Source organism: Enterobacter sp. CFEC122 (assembly GCF_052983755.1).
Map to the genome: position 1 here is coordinate 75,787 of NZ_JBRIQR010000017.1, position 17,996 is coordinate 93,782.

At 56.7% G+C, this 17,996-nt stretch carries 18 protein-coding genes; 11 read left to right on the plus strand and 7 right to left on the minus strand.

The window, feature by feature from the left end:
• Nucleotides 1-951, minus strand: a complete 951-nt coding sequence (gene tal, locus ACVCAM_RS13805; protein ID WP_008501618.1) for a transaldolase — start codon at nt 949-951, stop codon at nt 1-3.
• 289 nt (nt 952-1,240) lie between these two features.
• Between tal and maeB the strand changes: the two genes are divergently transcribed.
• Entirely contained in the window at nt 1,241-3,520 is a 2,280-nt protein-coding gene (gene maeB / locus ACVCAM_RS13810) for an NADP-dependent oxaloacetate-decarboxylating malate dehydrogenase (RefSeq protein WP_008501617.1), read from the plus strand.
• 79 nt (nt 3,521-3,599) lie between these two features.
• On the opposite strand, the gene hemF is transcribed toward maeB, so the two are convergent.
• Nucleotides 3,600-4,499 (minus strand): oxygen-dependent coproporphyrinogen oxidase, encoded by a 900-nt coding sequence (gene hemF, locus ACVCAM_RS13815; RefSeq protein WP_023294252.1) that lies wholly within the window; start codon nt 4,497-4,499, stop codon nt 3,600-3,602.
• Nucleotides 4,499-5,374: an N-acetylmuramoyl-L-alanine amidase AmiA gene (gene amiA, locus ACVCAM_RS13820; RefSeq protein ID WP_008501615.1), complete on the minus strand. Its 876-nt coding sequence runs from the start codon at nt 5,372-5,374 to the stop codon at nt 4,499-4,501. Before amiA ends, hemF begins: the two co-directional genes overlap by 1 nt.
• A 212-nt stretch (nt 5,375-5,586) precedes the next feature.
• Between amiA and ACVCAM_RS13825 the strand changes: the two genes are divergently transcribed.
• The 10 genes from ACVCAM_RS13825 to pdxK all read left to right on the plus strand — a co-directional run bounded on the left by ACVCAM_RS13825 (nt 5,587) and on the right by pdxK (nt 13,932).
• Nucleotides 5,587-6,012: a GNAT family acetyltransferase gene (locus ACVCAM_RS13825; protein ID WP_008501614.1), complete on the plus strand. Its 426-nt coding sequence runs from the start codon at nt 5,587-5,589 to the stop codon at nt 6,010-6,012.
• Nucleotides 5,999-6,448, plus strand: coding sequence for a DUF2919 domain-containing protein (locus ACVCAM_RS13830; protein ID WP_023294251.1), 450 nt, complete (start codon nt 5,999-6,001; stop codon nt 6,446-6,448). The genes ACVCAM_RS13825 and ACVCAM_RS13830 overlap by 14 nt, the downstream gene beginning before the upstream one ends.
• A 63-nt stretch (nt 6,449-6,511) precedes the next feature.
• Nucleotides 6,512-7,087: an RpoE-regulated lipoprotein gene (locus ACVCAM_RS13835; protein ID WP_407223540.1), complete on the plus strand. Its 576-nt coding sequence runs from the start codon at nt 6,512-6,514 to the stop codon at nt 7,085-7,087.
• A gap of 92 nt (nt 7,088-7,179) precedes the next feature.
• Nucleotides 7,180-8,079: a Dyp-type peroxidase gene (locus ACVCAM_RS13840; protein WP_023294250.1), complete on the plus strand. Its 900-nt coding sequence runs from the start codon at nt 7,180-7,182 to the stop codon at nt 8,077-8,079.
• A 175-nt stretch (nt 8,080-8,254) separates the two neighbouring features.
• Nucleotides 8,255-9,268, plus strand: a complete 1,014-nt coding sequence (locus tag ACVCAM_RS13845; RefSeq protein WP_023344640.1) for a sulfate ABC transporter substrate-binding protein — start codon at nt 8,255-8,257, stop codon at nt 9,266-9,268.
• Nucleotides 9,268-10,101 (plus strand): sulfate/thiosulfate ABC transporter permease CysT, encoded by an 834-nt coding sequence (gene cysT / locus ACVCAM_RS13850; protein WP_008501609.1) that lies wholly within the window; start codon nt 9,268-9,270, stop codon nt 10,099-10,101. The genes ACVCAM_RS13845 and cysT overlap by 1 nt, the downstream gene beginning before the upstream one ends.
• Nucleotides 10,101-10,976 carry a sulfate/thiosulfate ABC transporter permease CysW gene (gene cysW / locus ACVCAM_RS13855; protein WP_008501608.1) on the plus strand — a complete coding sequence of 292 codons (876 nt, stop codon included), beginning with the start codon at nt 10,101-10,103 and terminating at the stop codon, nt 10,974-10,976. The genes cysT and cysW overlap by 1 nt, the downstream gene beginning before the upstream one ends.
• Nucleotides 10,966-12,060, plus strand: a complete 1,095-nt coding sequence (gene cysA, locus ACVCAM_RS13860) for a sulfate/thiosulfate ABC transporter ATP-binding protein CysA (RefSeq protein WP_023294248.1) — start codon at nt 10,966-10,968, stop codon at nt 12,058-12,060. The genes cysW and cysA overlap by 11 nt, the downstream gene beginning before the upstream one ends.
• Before the next feature lie 118 nt (nt 12,061-12,178).
• The gene (gene cysM, locus ACVCAM_RS13865) at nt 12,179-13,090 is read left to right on the plus strand and encodes a cysteine synthase CysM (RefSeq protein WP_023294247.1); all 912 of its coding nucleotides are present in this window, start codon (nt 12,179-12,181) and stop codon (nt 13,088-13,090) included.
• 5 nt (nt 13,091-13,095) lie between these two features.
• A complete protein-coding gene (pdxK, locus tag ACVCAM_RS13870; protein WP_023294246.1) occupies nt 13,096-13,932 on the plus strand; it encodes a pyridoxine/pyridoxal/pyridoxamine kinase in 837 nt (278 codons plus the stop codon).
• Between the two features lie 44 nt (nt 13,933-13,976).
• Here the strand turns inward: pdxK and crr are convergent, their stop codons facing one another.
• The 4 genes from crr to cysK all read right to left on the minus strand — a co-directional run bounded on the left by crr (nt 13,977) and on the right by cysK (nt 17,845).
• Nucleotides 13,977-14,486 carry a PTS glucose transporter subunit IIA gene (gene crr, locus ACVCAM_RS13875; RefSeq protein WP_003861316.1) on the minus strand — a complete coding sequence of 170 codons (510 nt, stop codon included), beginning with the start codon at nt 14,484-14,486 and terminating at the stop codon, nt 13,977-13,979.
• A 40-nt stretch (nt 14,487-14,526) separates the two neighbouring features.
• Nucleotides 14,527-16,254 (minus strand): phosphoenolpyruvate-protein phosphotransferase PtsI, encoded by a 1,728-nt coding sequence (gene ptsI / locus ACVCAM_RS13880; RefSeq protein WP_008501604.1) that lies wholly within the window; start codon nt 16,252-16,254, stop codon nt 14,527-14,529.
• 44 nt (nt 16,255-16,298) lie between these two features.
• Nucleotides 16,299-16,556 carry a phosphocarrier protein Hpr gene (gene ptsH / locus ACVCAM_RS13885; RefSeq protein ID WP_000487600.1) on the minus strand — a complete coding sequence of 86 codons (258 nt, stop codon included), beginning with the start codon at nt 16,554-16,556 and terminating at the stop codon, nt 16,299-16,301.
• A gap of 317 nt (nt 16,557-16,873) precedes the next feature.
• Complete coding sequence (cysK, locus tag ACVCAM_RS13890; protein WP_008501603.1) at nt 16,874-17,845, minus strand: cysteine synthase A; 972 nt, start codon at nt 17,843-17,845, stop codon at nt 16,874-16,876.
• Between the last annotated feature and the right edge of the window lie 151 nt (nt 17,846-17,996).

Sequence of the window (17,996 nt, forward strand, 5' to 3'; positions counted from 1 at the left end):
TTAAAGTTTGGCAGCGAGAAGATCTTCAAGTTTGCGCTGGTCGACGGCGAACAGGCGGATACCTTCCGCCAGTTTTTCCACGGCCATGGCGTCCTGATTGTGCTCCCAGCGGAATTCGGCTTCGGTCATGGCTTTCGGTTTTGGCAGAACGGTAGAGGTGGGGATCAGCTTGCGGATGACCGTCTCTTCTTTGTCCTGTAGCTCCTGGAGCAGGTTAGGGGAGATGGTCAGGCGGTCGCAGCCCGCCAGGGCGAGGATCTGCTCGGTACGGCGGAAGCTGGCCCCCATCACGATGGTTTCGTAGCGATGCTGTTTGTAGTAGTCGTAGATATTGCGCACCGATTTCACGCCCGGGTCCTCATCCACCACGTACGGATCCATCGGCTGTTTCGCCTGGTACCAGTCGTAGATGCGGCCAACAAACGGTGACACCAGGAACACGCCCGCTTCGGCACAGGCGCGCGCCTGGGCAAAGGAGAACAGCAGCGTCAGGTTGCAGTGAATTCCCTCTTTTTCCAGCACCTCTGCCGCGCGGATGCCTTCCCAGGTCGACGCCAGCTTGATCAGAATGCGTGATTTATCGATCCCCTGCTCCTGGTAGAGTTCCACCAGGCGGCGAGCCTTGTTGATGCTCTTTTCTTTATCGAACGAGAGGCGGGCGTCAACTTCAGTCGAGACGCGACCCGGAATGCTTTTAAGAATTTCCGCACCAAAATTAACTGCCAGCTTGTCGCTGGCTTCGGCGACCTGCTGCTCCTGCGTCTTCCCGCGCTGTTTTCCGTAGGCAATGGCGTCATCAATCAGATGACTAAAATGGGTAAGCCCGGCTGCCTTGAGCAGTAGCGAAGGGTTGGTGGTCGCATCCTCCGGCTGATAGTGGCGAATCGACTCGATATCGCCGCTGTCTGCGACCACCGTGGTGAATTGTTTGATGCCGTCTAGCTGGTTCATAAATGATTACTCCTTGGAAATAAAAGCGTTAGCTGAGTGCGTTAGTTCACACTTCTGAGAAAATCATGATGGACTTAACAAAAAAGCATAGCAGACGGGGGAGGCATTGCTTTTGAGACGGGTAACATGGCTGTTATAAATTGATAACAATTTTTAATGTGTGATGGTGAGAGTTTGGCAGCCTTCAAAGTTTAGGAGGCGGCCTGAGGCGATACTAGGCGGCACACCAGGGTGTGCAACCGGATCGTTTTCGTCACCCTTTTGACCGATACGTGAAAGGAAAAATAAGATGGATGAGCAGTTGAAACAGAGTGCCCTCGATTTTCACGAGTTCCCTGTCCCGGGCAAAATTCAGGTCTCCCCAACCAAGCCGCTGGCGACCCAGCGCGATTTGGCGCTGGCCTACTCGCCGGGCGTGGCGGCCCCGTGTCTGGAGATCGAAAAAGATCCGCTGGCGGCCTATAAATACACCGCGCGCGGCAACCTTGTTGCCGTGATCTCTAACGGCACGGCGGTACTGGGGCTCGGTAACATCGGCGCGCTGGCCGGTAAGCCGGTGATGGAAGGCAAGGGGGTGCTGTTCAAGAAATTCGCCGGTATCGACGTGTTTGATATCGAGGTGGACGAGCTCGATCCTGACAAATTCATCAACGTGGTGGCCGCGCTGGAGCCGACCTTCGGCGGGATCAACCTGGAAGACATCAAAGCGCCGGAATGTTTCTATATCGAGCAGAAGCTGCGCGAGCGTATGAACATTCCCGTGTTCCATGACGACCAGCACGGAACGGCCATTATCAGCACCGCCGCCATTCTCAACGGCCTGCGCGTGGTAGAGAAAAATCTCTCCGACGTGCGCATGGTGGTCTCCGGCGCTGGCGCCGCGGCCATCGCCTGTATGAACCTGCTGGTGGCGCTGGGTATGCAGAAACACAACATTGTGGTCTGCGACTCCAAGGGCGTGATTTACAAAGATCGCGAGCCGAACATGGCGGAAACCAAAGCGGCGTATGCGGTAGAAGACGACGGCAAGCGCACGCTTGAGGACGTGATTGACGGCGCGGATATCTTCCTCGGCTGCTCGGGTCCGAAAGTGCTGACCCAGGAGATGGTGAAGAAGATGGCGCGCGCGCCAATGATCCTGGCCCTGGCGAACCCTGAGCCGGAAATTCTGCCGCCGCTGGCGAAAGCGGTGCGTGAAGACGCCATTATCTGCACCGGGCGTTCCGACTACCCGAACCAGGTAAACAACGTGCTCTGCTTCCCGTTCATCTTCCGCGGCGCGCTGGACGTCGGCGCGACGGCGATCAATGAAGAGATGAAGCTTGCCGCCGTTCACGCCATCGCGGAGCTGGCGCACGCCGAGCAGAGCGAAGTGGTTGCCTCAGCCTATGGCGATCAGGATCTGAGCTTTGGCCCGGACTACATCATTCCAAAACCGTTCGACCCGCGTCTGATTGTCAAAATTGCCCCTGCGGTGGCAAAAGCGGCGATGGATTCCGGCGTGGCGACGCGTCCGATTGAAGACTTCGACGCTTACGTCGATAAGCTCACCGAGTTTGTCTATAAAACCAACCTGTTCATGAAGCCGATCTTCTCTCAGGCGCGCGCCGACGCGAAGCGCGTGGTGCTGGCGGAAGGGGAAGAGGCGCGCGTGCTGCACGCCACCCAGGAGCTGATCACCTTAGGCCTGGCGAAACCGATCCTGATTGGTCGTCCGAGCGTGATTGAAATGCGTATCCAGAAGCTGGGCCTGCAGATTAAGCCGGGCGTCGACTTCGAGATCGTCAACAACGAATCCGATCCGCGCTTCAAAGAGTACTGGAGCGAATACTACGCGATCATGAAGCGCCGGGGGATCACCCAGGAGCAGGCGCAGAAAGCCGTCATCAGCAACACGACGGTGATCGGCGCGATCATGGTCCATCGCGGCGAGGCGGATGCGCTGATCTGCGGCACCATCGGCGACTACCACGAGCACTTTAGCGTGGTGCAGGAGATCTTCGGCTATCGCGACGGCGTCCATACCGCCGGGGCGATGAACGCCCTGCTGCTGCCGAGCGGGAACACCTTTATCGCTGACACCTATGTTAACGACGATCCGAGCCCGGACGAGCTGGCGGAGATCACCGTGATGGCCGCCGAGACCGTGCGCCGCTTCGGTATCGAGCCGAAGGTGGCGCTGCTGTCGCACTCTAACTTCGGTTCGTCCAAATCAGCGGCGGCGTGCAAAATGCGTGAGACGCTGGCGCTGGTGCGCGAGCGCGCGCCGGAGCTGATGATTGACGGGGAAATGCACGGTGATGCGGCGCTGGTGGAGAGCATCCGCAACGAACGTATGCCGGACAGCCCGCTGAAGGGATCGGCGAACATCCTGATTATGCCGAACGTGGAGGCGGCGCGTATCAGCTACAACCTGCTGCGCGTCTCCAGCTCTGAAGGGGTGACCGTAGGACCGGTGCTGATGGGCGTGGCGAAGCCGGTGCATGTGTTAACGCCGATTGCCTCCGTACGCCGTATCGTGAATATGGTGGCGCTGGCGGTGGTTGAGGCGCAGACGCAGCCGCTGTAAGCCTTGTGAGTCGGGTGGCGCGTTCGCTTACCCGACCTACAGGTTGAGCAGGCCGGATAAGCGCAGCGCCATCCGGCAGTTAAACCCAGTCGCGTACTTTAAGGAACTCACTCAAGGCAGCCTCCGGGCTGCCTTCTTTTGGCTCGTAGCAGTACTCCCAGCGAACCAGCGGCGGCATCGACATCAGAATCGACTCCGTGCGCCCGCCGGTCTGCAGGCCAAACAGCGTCCCGCGATCCCATACCAGGTTGAACTCCACGTAGCGCCCGCGACGGTAGAGCTGGAACTCGCGCTCGCGCACGCCATAGCTGGTGTCTTTACGGCGTTCGACGATGGGCAGGTACGCGTCGGTATAGCCTTCGCCCACCGCGCGCATAAAGCTAAATGCGGTATCAAAATCAGGCGTGTTAAGATCGTCAAAGAACAGCCCGCCGATGCCGCGCTGCTCGTCGCGGTGCTTCAGGTAAAAGTAGTCATCGCACCACTTTTTAAATTTCGGGTAAATGTCTTCGCCAAACGGCAGGCAAAGATCCCGCGCGGTGGTGTGCCAGTGCACGGCATCCTCTTCGAAGCCGTAGTAGGGCGTCATGTCGAAACCGCCGCCAAACCACCAGACCGGATCGGCCCCCGCTTTTTCCGCAATGAAAAAGCGCACGTTGGCATGGCTGGTCGGCACAAACGGATTGTACGGATGCACCACCAGCGAAACGCCCATCGCTTCGAAGCTGCGGCCCGCAAGCTCGGGACGATGTGCCGTTGCAGACGCGGGCATCGCGTCGCCATGAACGTGGGAAAAATTCACGCCCGCTTGTTCGAAGATGCCGCCGTTACGCAGCACGCGGCTACGCCCGCCGCCGCCGGCTTCGCGCTGCCAGTTGTCTTCCTGAAATTCTCCGCCGTCAGCGGCGGCCAGTTTCTGGCAAATTTCGTCCTGCAGCTGCAGCAGAAAGGTTTTGACCAGTTGAGCATTGGGTTTCATCAGCGTTTCCTGGAGTGCGCTTTTTGGTTATCAAACCAGTTGAAGTAACTGATAATGCCGGAGGCGATGGCGTTGGCGATCTTCTGACGAAACGCCGTGGTGCCGAGAAGTCGCTCCTCTTCCGGGTTGGTAATGAACGAGGTTTCCACTAGCACGGACGGGATAGACGGTGATTTCAACACCACAAACGCCGCCTGTTCGGTGCTCCTGCTGTGCAGGCGATGCACTGGCTTAATCTTCTTCAGGATGTGCGAGCCGAGCGTCAGGCTGTTTTTGATCGTATCCGTCTGCACGAGGTCGAACAGCACCTGCTGTAGCAGGTGGTCTTTGTCGGTGGCTTTTTTCCCGGCGACTTCATCCGCCCGGTTCTCGCGGTCGGAGAGGTATTTTGCCATGGCGCTACTGGCGCCGCGGTTGGACAGCGCAAACACCGAGGCACCGGCGGCAGAGGGGTTGGTAAAGCCGTCCGCGTGAATCGACATAAACAGATCCGCCCCGTGCTGGTGGGCGATCTCTACGCGATCGTACAGCGGAATAAAGGTGTCGCCAGAGCGCGTCAGACGCGCGTCAATGCCGTTGCTGCGTAAAATCGCCCGCACATTTTTTGCAATCGCCAGCACGACGTGTTTTTCTTTCGACCCGTTTTTGCCGATGGCGCCGGTGTCAATACCGCCGTGGCCCGGGTCGAGCATCACCAGGCGCTTTGCGCCCGGCTTTTTGGTTTTCGGTTTGCTGTGTCCGTTACTGGTTTTAAGCGTGCTCTCGTCTTTTGCCTGAGCCTGCTTTGCGATGCCCGTTAACGTTAAGGCCGCCAGCCCCGCTTTGAGAACCTGACGACGCGATGTGAGTGCTTTTAATGGTTTGAATGTGCTCATGCGGCCTGAATACTAAAAAATGGGGTCCTGGTGTTATATCGTATCGCGTTTAGCGTTACGACAGTCCTTATTGAGAATTGTTTTACTTTTCATTTCAATACGTGACAAAGTGACATTATGCCAAATTTTGGCGAGATTTTCCCCGGTTATTGGCTAAAGGCGTGGTTCGCGCCATAATCACTGTTTTTAAACCCGAAAAGGCGGTTAATACCATGGAGATACGCGTTTTTCGCCAGGAAGATTTCGAAGAGGTGATCACCCTTTGGGAGCGCTGCGATCTGCTGCGTCCGTGGAACGATCCGGAAATGGATATCGAACGTAAGGTGAATCACGACGTCAGTCTGTTTCTGGTTGCGGAAGTCAATGGCGAGGTTGTGGGGACGGTGATGGGCGGTTATGACGGCCATCGCGGCTCGGCCTATTATCTGGGCGTCCATCCGGAATACCGTGGTCGCGGTATTGCCAATGCGCTGCTCAACCGGCTCGAGAAGAAGCTGATTGCCCGCGGCTGTCCGAAAATCCAGATCATGGTGCGGGAAGATAACGACGTGGTGCTGGGCATGTATGAACGCCTGGGCTACGTACACGCTGACGTGCTGAATTTAGGAAAGCGTCTCATCGAAGATGAAGAGTACTGAGATCCATCCGGCAGATTATGACGCGCAGGGTCGCGTCAGGCTGCCCTTTTTATTCTGGTGCGTTCTGCTGCTTCAGGCCCGCACCTGGGTGCTGTTTGTAATGGCCGCTGCGTCGCGCGGGCAGGGCGACACGCTGCTGACGCTCTTCTATCCCGATCACGATGCCTTCTGGCTCGGCTTGCTGCCGGGCGTACCAGCGGTGGTGGCTTTCTTGTGCAGCGGTCGGCGGCACGTAATCCCGCGCTTGTGGCGCGCCCTTCGCGGGCTGCTGATCCTTGCCCAAATTGCGCTGCTCTTCTGGCAGCCGGTACTCTGGTGGTACGGTGAACCGCTGACGGGCATCGGCGTTGCGCTGGTGGTTGCCGATATCGTGGCGCTGCTGTGGCTGCTGACCAACCCGCGCCTTCGCGCCTGTTTTGTGCCTCAGGATGATTAATCCGGCACTTTTTGCCGATGTCGCACTCCAACAAGCGTTGATTTAACACGTAAGGACGTTTCAATGAAATCGCTGCGTTTAGTTTTATGCGCTCTTCCGCTGGCATTGACCGGCTGTTCGACGCTCTCCTCCATTAACTGGTCTGCCGCGTATCCGTGGAACTGGTTTGGCTCATCAACGGAAGTGACCGAGCAGGGCGTGGGGAAAATTACCGCCGCGACGGCGCTGGATCAGAATGCTATTCAGGATGCGCTCAGCAGTGACTACCGCCTGCGCAGCGGCATGAAAACAGAGAATGGCAATATTGTTCGCTATTACGAGGCGCTGAAGGGCGACAAGCTGGCGCTGGCGATCAACGGTGACAAAGGCACGGTAAACCGGATCGCGGTGATGGATGAAGATATTCCGACCGCCAGCGGCGTGAAGGTCGGGACGCCGTTTAGCGATCTTTATAAGCAGGCCTTTGGCAACTGCACCAGAGTGCCATCCGACGATGAAGTGGCGGTGGAGTGTAAGGCGGAAGGCAGCCAGCACATCAGCTATGTTTTTACCGGCACCTGGAGCGGCCCGGAAGGGTTGATGCCGTCTGACGACACCCTGAAGAGCTGGAAGGTGAGCAAAATACTCTGGAAGCAGTAATTTGCGTCTGAACAAACCGCCTCGCTGAAATCCGGGTATAATAGCCGCCATCAATGCCACGCTGACGTGGCATCTTTATTTCAGGAGGAGCGATGTCTCAGGTTCAGAGTGGCATTTTGCCAGAACATTGCCGCGCGGCGATTTGGATTGAAGCCAATGTCAAAGGGGACGTGGATGCCCTGCGTGCGGCCAGCAAAGCTTTTATTGATAAACTGGCGACCTTCCAGGCCAAATTCCCGGAAGCCCACCTCGGCGCCGTTGTTGCGTTTGGCAATAACGTCTGGCGTCAGCTGAGCGGCGGTGAAGGGGCAGAAGAGCTGAAGGACTTCATTCCTTACGGCAAAGGCCTTGCACCTGCGACCCAGTACGACGTGCTGATCCACATCCTTTCTCTGCGTCACGACGTGAACTTCTCGGTTGCGCAGGCGGCGGTGGCGGCCTTTGGCGACAGCATCGAGGTGCAGGAAGAGGTTCACGGTTTCCGCTGGGTCGAAGAGCGCGATCTGAGCGGCTTTGTCGACGGAACCGAAAACCCGGCGGGTGAAGAGACGCGTCGTGAAGTCGCGGTAATCAAAGACGGCGTGGACGCGGGCGGAAGCTACGTGTTCGTGCAGCGCTGGGAGCATAACCTCAAGCAGCTTAACCGCATGAGCGTGCACGACCAGGAGATGATGATTGGCCGCACCAAAGAAGCTAACGAAGAGATCGACGGCGATGACCGTCCGGTCACCTCGCACCTGACCCGCGTTGACCTCAAGGAAGACGGCAAAGGGCTGAAGATTGTCCGCCAGAGCCTGCCGTACGGTACCGCAAGCGGTACGCACGGCCTCTACTTCTGCGCCTACTGCGCGCGCCTGCATAACATTGAACAGCAGCTGCTGAGCATGTTCGGCGATACCGACGGCAAGCGCGACGCCATGCTGCGCTTCACCAAACCGGTCACCGGCGGCTACTACTTCGCGCCGTCCGTCGAGCGTCTGCTGGCGCTATAAACCGCTTTCCATACGTAGGCCGGGTAAGCGTTAGCGCCACCCGGCAATTTTCCCCGCCCCCTTATTCCCTTTTCTGCTTCTAAATCACCAAACGGTATATAAAACCGTTACTGCTTTCATCACCGTTATAAATATTATGACTATAAGATAGTCATCACATTTATAAGGGTGCGCAATGGCCGTTACTGTACTGAAAAAAGGAACTCTGGCGCTGGCAGGTTTACTGCTGGTGGCACAGGCGCAGGCGACTGAACTGTTGAACAGTTCGTATGACGTCTCCCGCGAGCTGTTTGCCGCCCTTAACCCCCCGTTCGAACAGCAGTGGGCGAAAGACAATAACGGCGACAAGCTGACCATCAAGCAGTCTCACGCCGGTTCATCAAAGCAGGCGCTGGCCATTCTTCAGGGACTGAAAGCGGACGTCGTGACCTACAACCAGGTGACTGACGTGCAGATCCTGCACGACAAAGGCAAGCTCATCCCGGCGGACTGGCAGAGCCGTCTGCCGAACAACAGCTCGCCGTTCTACTCCACCATGGGTTTCCTGGTGCGCAAGGGTAATCCGAAGAATATCCACGACTGGAGCGACCTGGTGCGTTCCGACGTGAAGCTGATCTTCCCGAACCCAAAAACCTCCGGTAACGCGCGTTACACCTATTTAGCGGCGTGGGGCGCGGCGGACAAGGCTGACGGCAACGATAAAGCCAAAACCGAGCAGTTCATGACCCAGTTCCTGAAAAACGTCGAAGTGTTTGATACCGGCGGCCGCGGGGCGACCACGACCTTCGCAGAGCGCGGCCTGGGCGATGTGCTGATCAGCTTTGAATCGGAAGTGAACAACATCCGCAAGCAGTATGAAGCGCAGGGCTTTGAGGTGGTTATCCCGAAAACCAACATTCTGGCCGAGTTCCCGGTCGCATGGGTGGATAAAAACGTGCAGGCGAACGGTACCGAGAAAGCGGCAAAAGCCTATCTCAATTACCTGTACAGCCCTCAGGCGCAGACCATCATTACCGATTACTACTACCGCGTGAACAACCCGGACGTGATGAACAAGCTGAAAGATAAGTTCCCGCAGACCGCGCTGTTCCGCGTGGAAGACCATTTCGGCTCCTGGCCAGACGTGATGAAAACGCATTTTGCCAGCGGCGGTGAGTTAGACAAACTGCTGGCGGCGGGGCATAAGTAATGTTTGCAGTCTCGACCAAACGCGTGCTGCCGGGCTTTACCTTAAGCCTCGGGACCAGCCTGCTGTTCGTCTGCCTGATTCTGCTGTTGCCGCTCAGCGCGCTGGTGATGCAGCTTGCGCAGATGAGCTGGGCGCAGTACTGGGACGTGATCACCAACCCGCAGGTGGTGGCGGCCTATAAGGTGACGCTGCTGTCGGCGTTTGTCGCCTCCATTTTTAACGGCGTGTTTGGCCTGCTGATGGCGTGGATTTTGACCCGCTATCGCTTCCCGGGCCGCACGCTGCTTGACGCCCTGATGGATCTGCCGTTTGCGCTGCCGACGGCGGTCGCGGGCTTAACCCTCGCGTCGCTCTTCTCCGTGAACGGGCTGTACGGCGAGTGGCTGGCGAAATTTGACATCAAGGTGACCTACACCTGGCTTGGTATCGCGGTGGCGATGGCCTTTACCAGCATCCCGTTTGTGGTGCGTACCGTGCAGCCGGTGCTGGAAGAGTTAGGTCCGGAATACGAAGAAGCGGCGGAAACGCTGGGCGCCACGCGCTGGCAGAGCTTCCGCAAAGTGGTGCTGCCGGAGCTGTCTCCGGCGCTGATGGCGGGCGTCGCGCTGTCGTTTACCCGCAGCCTCGGCGAGTTCGGTGCGGTGATTTTTATCGCCGGGAACATCGCCTGGAAAACGGAAGTGACCTCGCTGATGATTTTCATTCGCCTGCAGGAGTTTGATTATCCGGCGGCGAGCGCGATCGCTTCGGTGATCCTCGCGGCATCGCTGCTGCTGCTGTACTCGATTAACACTCTGCAAAGTCGCTTTGGTCGACGTGTGGTAGGTCACTGATGGCGGAAGTTACGCAATTGAAGCGATACGATGCGCCCCGCATCAACTGGGGTAAATGGTTTCTGATTGGGGCGGGCGTGCTGGTTTCCGCCCTCATTCTCGTCGTGCCGACGATTTATATCTTCGTTCAGGCGTTCAGCAAGGGCCTGATGCCCGCGCTGGAAAACCTGGCGAACCCGGATATGCTGCACGCCATCTGGCTGACCGTGCTGATTGCCCTGATCACCGTTCCGGTGAACCTGGTGTTCGGTACCCTGCTGGCGTGGCTGGTGACGCGCTTTAATTTCCCGGGACGTCAGCTGCTGCTGACCCTGCTGGATATTCCGTTTGCCGTGTCGCCGGTGGTGGCGGGTCTGGTGTATCTGCTCTTTTACGGCTCCAACGGCCCGCTGGGCGGCTGGCTGGATGCACATAACCTGCAGATCATGTTCGCCTGGCCGGGCATGGTGCTGGTCACCATCTTCGTGACCTGTCCGTTTGTGGTGCGCGAGCTGGTGCCGGTGATGTTAAGCCAGGGCAGCAACGAAGACGAAGCGGCGGTGCTGCTCGGGGCTTCGGGCTGGCAGATGTTCCGCCGCGTGACGCTGCCGAACATCCGCTGGGCGCTGCTTTATGGCGTGGTGCTGACCAATGCCCGCGCGATTGGCGAGTTCGGTGCCGTTTCCGTCGTCTCTGGCTCCATTCGGGGTGAAACCCTGTCGCTGCCGCTGCAGATTGAACTCCTGCAGCAGGACTACAACACCATCGGCGCCTTTACTGCCGCAGCGTTGCTGACGCTGATGGCGATTTTGACCCTGTTTTTGAAGAGTGTGGTGCAGTGGCGTTTAGAAAATCAGGAAAAACGTCAGCATCAGGAGGGAAATCATGAGCATTGAGATTGCCAATATTAAGAAGTCTTTTGGTCGCACCCAGGTGCTGAATGATATCTCGCTGGATATCTCTTCCGGACAAATGGTGGCGCTGCTGGGGCCGTCTGGCTCGGGCAAAACCACGCTGCTGCGCATTATCGCCGGGCTTGAGCACCAGACCAGCGGACACATCCGCTTCCACGGCACCGACGTGAGCCGCCTGCACGCCCGCGATCGTAAGGTGGGCTTTGTGTTTCAGCATTACGCGCTGTTCCGCCACATGACCGTGTTCGACAACATTGCGTTTGGCCTGACCGTGCTGCCGCGTCGTGAGCGCCCGGATGCGGCAACCATTAAGGCGAAAGTGACCAAACTGCTGGAGATGGTGCAGCTGGCGCATCTGGCGGACCGTTTCCCGGCCCAGCTGTCCGGCGGGCAGAAACAGCGCGTGGCGCTGGCGCGCGCGCTGGCCGTTGAGCCGCAAATTCTGCTGCTGGACGAACCCTTCGGCGCGCTGGATGCGCAGGTGCGTAAAGAGCTGCGCCGCTGGCTGCGTCAGCTTCATGAAGAGCTGAAATTCACCAGCGTCTTCGTGACCCACGACCAGGAAGAGGCGATGGAAGTCGCGGATCGCGTGGTGGTCATGAGTCAGGGCAACATTGAGCAGGTTGACGAGCCGGAGCAGCTCTGGCGTGAACCGGCGACCCGCTTCGTGCTGGAGTTTATGGGCGAGGTGAACCGCCTGCAGGGCACCATTCGCGGCGGTCAGTTCCACGTTGGCGCGCACCGCTGGCCGCTGGGCTATACCTCCGCGCATCAGGGGCCGGTCGATCTGTTCCTGCGCCCATGGGAGGTGGACGTGAGCCGTCGAACCAGCCTGGACTCACCGCTGCCGGTACAGGTGCTGGAAGCGAGCCCTAAAGGGCATTACACCCAACTGGTGGTTCAGCCGCTGGGCTGGTACACCGAGCCGCTGACCGTGGTCATGCGCGACGACGTCCCGCCGCATCGGGGAGAGCGCCTGTTTGTCGGTCTTCAGCATGCCCGTATTTATCACGGCAAGGAACGCATCGAGACGCGCGAGGATATTGCTCTGGCGGAGTCAGCCTGATAGGTTATTAGGATGTTTATCGCCCGGTGGCGCTGCGCTGACCGGGCCTACAGCTAAAACTGCGTCTTGTAGGCCGGGATCGCTGCGCGCAACCCGGCTTTTTTATTGAGTAAAAATCGTGAAAACACTCGAACACACCATCGGCAATACCCCTCTGGTCAAACTTCAGCGCATGGGGCCGGATAACGGCAGCGAAATCTGGGTCAAACTCGAAGGCAATAACCCGGCGGGGTCGGTGAAAGACCGGGCCGCACTGTCGATGATCGTCCAGGCCGAAAAGCGCGGCGAGATTAAGCCGGGCGACGTGCTGATCGAAGCCACCAGCGGCAACACCGGTATCGCCCTGGCGATGATTGCGGCGCTGAAAGGCTACCGCATGAAGCTGCTGATGCCGGACAACATGAGTCAGGAGCGTCGCGCCGCGATGCGTGCCTACGGAGCCGAGCTGATTCTGGTGACCAAAGAGCAGGGGATGGAAGGCGCGCGCGACCTGGCGTTAGAAATGGCCGAGCGCGGCGAAGGTAAACTGCTCGATCAGTTTAACAACCCGGACAACCCTTACGCGCACTACACCACCACCGGCCCGGAAATCTGGCAGCAAACCGACGGGCGCATTACCCATTTTGTCTCCAGCATGGGCACCACGGGAACCATTACCGGCGTATCCCGTTTTCTGCGCGAGCAGGCGAAAACCGTCACCATCGTTGGCCTGCAGCCGGAAGAGGGGAGCAGCATTCCGGGCATTCGCCGCTGGCCGGCGGAGTATATGCCCGGCATCTTTAATGCGCAGCTTGTGGACCAGGTGCTGGATCTTCACCAGCGCGAGGCGGAAAATACCATGCGTGATCTGGCCGTGCGAGAAGGTATCTTCTGCGGCGTCAGCTCGGGCGGCGCGGTAGCGGGTGCGATTCGGGTAGCGCAGGCAAACCCGGGTGCGGTAGTGGTGGCGATTATTTGCGATCGCGGCGATCGCTATCTCTCTACCGGCGTCTTTGGTGAAGAGAGTTATTCGCAGGGGGCGGGGATTTAAGCGTCATGGAGATGATTCTATTCCGGGATAATACCCGGGCGCAGCAAACCGATATTGTCGCGGTGCAGTCGCAGGTGGTGTACGGCAGCGTGGGGAACAGCATTGCGGTACCGAATATTCGTACCCACAGGCTGAACGTCACCGCCGTACCGACGGTACTGTTCAGCAACACGCCACACTATGACACCTTCTACGGCGGCGTGATCCCCGACGAGTGGTTCAGCGGCTACCTGAAGGCGCTGGAAGAGCGCGAAATCCTGCGCGAGCTTAAGGCGGTCACCACCGGCTATATGGGCAGTGCCAGCCAGATCGTCCTGCTGGCACAGTGGTTGAAGGCGGTCAAAGCGCAGCATCCTGACCTGCTGGTGCTGGTCGATCCGGTTATCGGCGATATTGACAGCGGGATGTACGTGAAGCCTGAGCTCCCCGAAGCGTATCGGGAGCACCTGCTGCCGCTGGCGCAGGGGATCACGCCCAATGTCTACGAGCTGGAAGTGTTAAGCGGCAAACCATGCCGTACACCTGAAAGCGCCATCGCGGCAGCACAGGGACTGCTCTCCGACAGCCTGAAATGGGTGGCGATCACCAGTGCGCCGGTTGCCGACGATCCGCAAAACATCCACGTGGTGCTGGTCTCACGCGAGGGCGTCACCGTCAGCGCACATCCGCGCGTAGAGACCGATCTGAAGGGAACGGGCGATCTGTTCTGTTCAGAGCTGGTAAGCGGCATTGTAGAGGGGAAAACCGTTGCCGATGCCATTCGCATGGCCGGCGATCGGGTGACTGACGTCATGCTGTATACCCAGTCGAAAGGCTACGACGAGCTTATCCTCCCGGCATAAACAAAAATGGCGCCCGAAGGCGCCATTTTTCTGTGCGGCAAGAATTACTTCTTGATGCGGATAACCGGGGTTTCACCCACGGTGACGCTGCCAGACAGTTTGATCAGTTCTTTGATTTCGTCCATGTTGGAGATAACAACCGGCGTCAGGGTAGACTTGGCTTTTTCTTCCAGCAGTGGCAGATCGAATTCAATCACCGGGTCGCCAACTTTCACACGCTGGCCTTCTTCCGCGATACGTTTGAAGCCTTCGCCTTTCAGTTCAACGGTGTCGATACCGAAGTGAACGAACAGTTCGATACCGCTATCAGATTCGATAGAGAACGCATGGTTGGTTTCAAAAATTTTACCGATGGTGCCGTCAACTGGAGCAACCATTTTGTTGCCAGTTGGTTTGATAGCAATGCCATCACCAACGATTTTCTCAGCAAACACTACATCCGGCACGTCTTCGATGTTGACGATCTCGCCGGAGAGCGGAGCAACAATCTCAATAGTTCCGGAGTCTTTCTTATCATCAGAAACCAGAGATTTCAGTTTATCGAACAAACCCATGATCTTCTCCTAAGCAGTAATTTGGGCCGCATCTCGTGGATTAGCAGATTGTTTTTTCTTCAATGAACTTGTTAACCAGCGTCATTAACTCGTCCGTTGTCGGTTGAGCAAGAGCCTGCTCTGCTAACACCTTCGCATCTTCGAAGTTCGTGTTACGGATAATCTTCTTAATGCGCGGGATGGAAATGGCGCTCATAGAGAATTCGTCCAGACCCATACCCAGCAACAGAAGTGTAGCACGTTCGTCGCCTGCAAGCTCACCACACATGCCAGTCCATTTACCTTCTGCATGAGAAGCATCAATAACTTGCTTGATCAAGTTCAGTACGGACGGTGACATTGGCTGGTAGAGATGTGAAATCATATCATTACCACGGTCAACTGCCAGGGTGTACTGCGTTAAATCATTGGTGCCGATACTAAAGAAATCAACTTCTTTGGCTAAATGACGCGCAATGGTCGCCGCCGCAGGTGTTTCCACCATCACGCCGATCTCGATTGACTCGTCAAATGCTTTACCTTCGTCGCGCAGTTCCTGCTTGTAGATTTCGATCTCTTTCTTCAGTGCACGCACTTCTTCAACAGAGATGATCATCGGGAACATGATGCGCAGCTTACCGAAAGCGGACGCACGCAGGATTGCGCGAACCTGGTCACGCAGGATCTCTTTACGATCCATCGCAATACGCACGGCACGCCAGCCCAGGAACGGGTTCTCTTCTTTCGGGAAGTTCATGTACGGCAGCTCTTTGTCGCCACCGATGTCCATGGTACGGACGATAACCGCCTGAGAGCCACAGGCTTCAGCAACGGCTTTATACGCAGCAAACTGCTCTTCTTCCGTTGGCAGCGCGTCGCGGTCCATGAACAGGAATTCTGTACGATAGAGACCAACGCCTTCCGCACCGTTGCGCTCAGCGCCATCAACGTCGCGGACGGTACCGATGTTTGCGCACACTTCTACCTGATGGCCGTCCAGAGTGATGGCTGGCAGGTCTTTCAGCTTAGCGAGTTCCGCTTTTTCAGTCGCAACCTGCTCCTGAACCGCGCGCAGTTTTTCGATCTCTTCGTTAGTTGGGTTGACGTAAACCAGATTGTTTACGGCATCCAGAATCAGATAATCGCCGTTTTTCACCTGAGAGGTGACGCTTCCGGTACCCACGATGGCAGGCAGTTCCAGAGAACGCGCCATGATAGAGGTGTGGGAGGTACGGCCGCCCGCATCGGTGATGAAACCGAGGACCTTTTTCAGGTTCAGCTGTGCGGTTTCAGATGGGGTGAGGTCAGCGGCAACCAGGATCACTTCATCCTGAATCGCGCTCAGGTCGATAATGGCCAGACCCAGGATGTTGCGCAGCAGGCGCTTACCGATGTCACGTACGTCAGCCGCACGCTCTTTCAGGTATTCATCATCCAGTTCTTCCAGGGCAGTTGCCTGACCTTCGATAACTTCATGCGCAGCCGCGTCGGCCGTCATGCCTTTATCTTTAATCAGGGCTATGATTTCCTGCTCCAGCTCCTCATCTTCGAGCAGCATGATGTGCCCTTCGAAGATGGCTTCTTTTTCTTCACCGAAAGTTTCGCCAGCTTTAGTTTTGATTGCTTCCAGTTGCGCAGATGCCTTGGCACGACCGCTCAGAAAACGTTCAACTTCCTGATCAACCTTGTCGGCAGAAATTTTTTTCCGGTCGATGACGATCTCGTCTTCTTTCAGCAGCAGTGCTTTGCCGAAAGCGATACCCGGGGATGCTAAAATGCCTGAAATCATAACCCTACCTTACTTGTGACTGATATTTAAAAGAACCCGGAAACTTACTCGAGCTCAGCCATCAGTTTTACCAGATGCTCAACTGCTTTCTGCTCGTCTTCACCTTCCGCAGAGATGGTGACTACGGTGCCCTGAGTCAGGCCCAGAGTCTGCAGTTTGAACAGGCTTTTTGCGCTGGCGCTTTTGCCGTTGGAAGTCACAGTGATTTCAGAAGTGAAGCCTTTCGCTTCTTTAACAAACTGAGCAGCAGGGCGGGTGTGCAGACCGTTCGGAGCGGTAATGGTAACTTCTTGCTGGAACATTGTATTTCCCCAACTTATAGGTTTAGTGTTGTGGAACTAAAGTCTAGCCTGGCGACTGAACTTTAGCCTGTATTGTTAGCGCTGACGTTTCGATCGTCATTAAACATTATGCAGCGAAAGCAAGACTTGAACCAAATCATAAAATCGATTCAGCAAGGCTATTTCGTTCGCTGATTAATTTCACGCATCAAAATAATTGCTGGTTTAAATACCAGACCCAACGGGGTGAAGCAATGCCAGGAGGGGCAAAAGTTTGAAGCAGGCCACAAAAAAGCACCTGAAAAGGTGCTTTTTTACGCGTTATTAACATAGTGGCACTACTGTTGCAGCTCTTTTTCAGTGAACAGATCGGCAAACAGTGCGGTGCTCAAGTAACGCTCACCCGAGGAAGGAAGGATAACCACAATATTCTTATTGGTAAAGGCCTCATCTTCCTGAAGTTTGAGCGCTGCCGCAACGGCCGCACCGGAAGAGATACCTGCCAGAATACCTTCTTCATCCATCAGGCGGCGCGCGGTAGAGATGGCTTCTTCGTTCGTGATAGTGACCACTTTATCGATCAGCTTCAGATCCAGGTTACCCGGAATGAAGCCTGCGCCAATCCCCTGAATTTTGTGCGGGCCGGGTTTGAGCTCTTCCCCCGCCAGGGCCTGGGTGATAACCGGTGAATCAGTCGGCTCAACGGCAACGGTGATCAGCTCTTTTTTACCTTTGGTGCCTTTAATATAGCGTGACACGCCGGTCAGCGTGCCGCCGGTACCTACGCCGGAGATAAAGACGTCAACCTGGCCGTCGGTATCTTCCCAGATTTCCGGGCCGGTAGTCTTCTCGTGAATTTCCGGGTTAGCCGGGTTGCTGAACTGCTGCAGCAGCAGGTATTTCGCCGGATCGCTGGCCACAATCTCTTCGGCTTTCTGAATGGCACCCTTCATGCCCTTCGCGCCTTCGGTCAGCACCAGGTTCGCGCCCAGCGCTTTAAGCAGCTTACGACGCTCGATGCTCATGGTTTCAGGCATGGTCAGCGTCAGCTTGTAGCCGCGCGCGGCAGCAACATAGGCCAGAGCGATCCCGGTATTGCCGCTGGTGGGTTCCACCAACTCAACGCCCGGCTTCAGTACGCCACGTTTTTCAGCATCCCAAATCATGTTTGCACCGATACGGCATTTTACGCTGAAGCTCGGGTTACGTGATTCGACCTTCGCCAGGATGCGTCCATTACCGATACGGTTCAGTCGAACCAGGGGCGTATGACCGATAGTCAGCGAGTTGTCTTCATAAATCTTACTCATGGCCTGTCCTTAACTGTATGAAATTGGGATACCGACCCAGCATACCTGCTAAGCAGGTAGGGGGAAGTAAGGAATTCGCATATCTATATACTGCAAGGAAATAATGGGGATCAGTATGGAATAAGGGGCGGCATAAGCCACCCCTGCTTTA

Excerpts from the sequence above, each read along its gene's own strand:
- tal (WP_008501618.1), bottom strand. The coding sequence starts at position 951 with ATGAACCAGCTAGACGGCATCAAACAATTCACCACGGTGGTCGCAGAC.
- maeB (WP_008501617.1), top strand. The coding sequence starts at position 1,241 with ATGGATGAGCAGTTGAAACAGAGTGCCCTCGATTTTCACGAGTTCCCT.
- hemF (WP_023294252.1), bottom strand. The coding sequence starts at position 4,499 with ATGAAACCCAATGCTCAACTGGTCAAAACCTTTCTGCTGCAGCTGCAG.
- amiA (WP_008501615.1), bottom strand. The coding sequence starts at position 5,374 with ATGAGCACATTCAAACCATTAAAAGCACTCACATCGCGTCGTCAGGTT.
- ACVCAM_RS13825 (WP_008501614.1), top strand. The coding sequence starts at position 5,587 with ATGGAGATACGCGTTTTTCGCCAGGAAGATTTCGAAGAGGTGATCACC.
- ACVCAM_RS13830 (WP_023294251.1), top strand. The coding sequence starts at position 5,999 with ATGAAGAGTACTGAGATCCATCCGGCAGATTATGACGCGCAGGGTCGC.
- ACVCAM_RS13835 (WP_407223540.1), top strand. The coding sequence starts at position 6,512 with ATGAAATCGCTGCGTTTAGTTTTATGCGCTCTTCCGCTGGCATTGACC.
- ACVCAM_RS13840 (WP_023294250.1), top strand. The coding sequence starts at position 7,180 with ATGTCTCAGGTTCAGAGTGGCATTTTGCCAGAACATTGCCGCGCGGCG.
- ACVCAM_RS13845 (WP_023344640.1), top strand. The coding sequence starts at position 8,255 with ATGGCCGTTACTGTACTGAAAAAAGGAACTCTGGCGCTGGCAGGTTTA.
- cysT (WP_008501609.1), top strand. The coding sequence starts at position 9,268 with ATGTTTGCAGTCTCGACCAAACGCGTGCTGCCGGGCTTTACCTTAAGC.
- cysW (WP_008501608.1), top strand. The coding sequence starts at position 10,101 with ATGGCGGAAGTTACGCAATTGAAGCGATACGATGCGCCCCGCATCAAC.
- cysA (WP_023294248.1), top strand. The coding sequence starts at position 10,966 with ATGAGCATTGAGATTGCCAATATTAAGAAGTCTTTTGGTCGCACCCAG.
- pdxK (WP_023294246.1), top strand. The coding sequence starts at position 13,096 with ATGGAGATGATTCTATTCCGGGATAATACCCGGGCGCAGCAAACCGAT.
- crr (WP_003861316.1), bottom strand. The coding sequence starts at position 14,486 with ATGGGTTTGTTCGATAAACTGAAATCTCTGGTTTCTGATGATAAGAAA.
- ptsI (WP_008501604.1), bottom strand. The coding sequence starts at position 16,254 with ATGATTTCAGGCATTTTAGCATCCCCGGGTATCGCTTTCGGCAAAGCA.
- ptsH (WP_000487600.1), bottom strand. The coding sequence starts at position 16,556 with ATGTTCCAGCAAGAAGTTACCATTACCGCTCCGAACGGTCTGCACACC.
- cysK (WP_008501603.1), bottom strand. The coding sequence starts at position 17,845 with ATGAGTAAGATTTATGAAGACAACTCGCTGACTATCGGTCATACGCCC.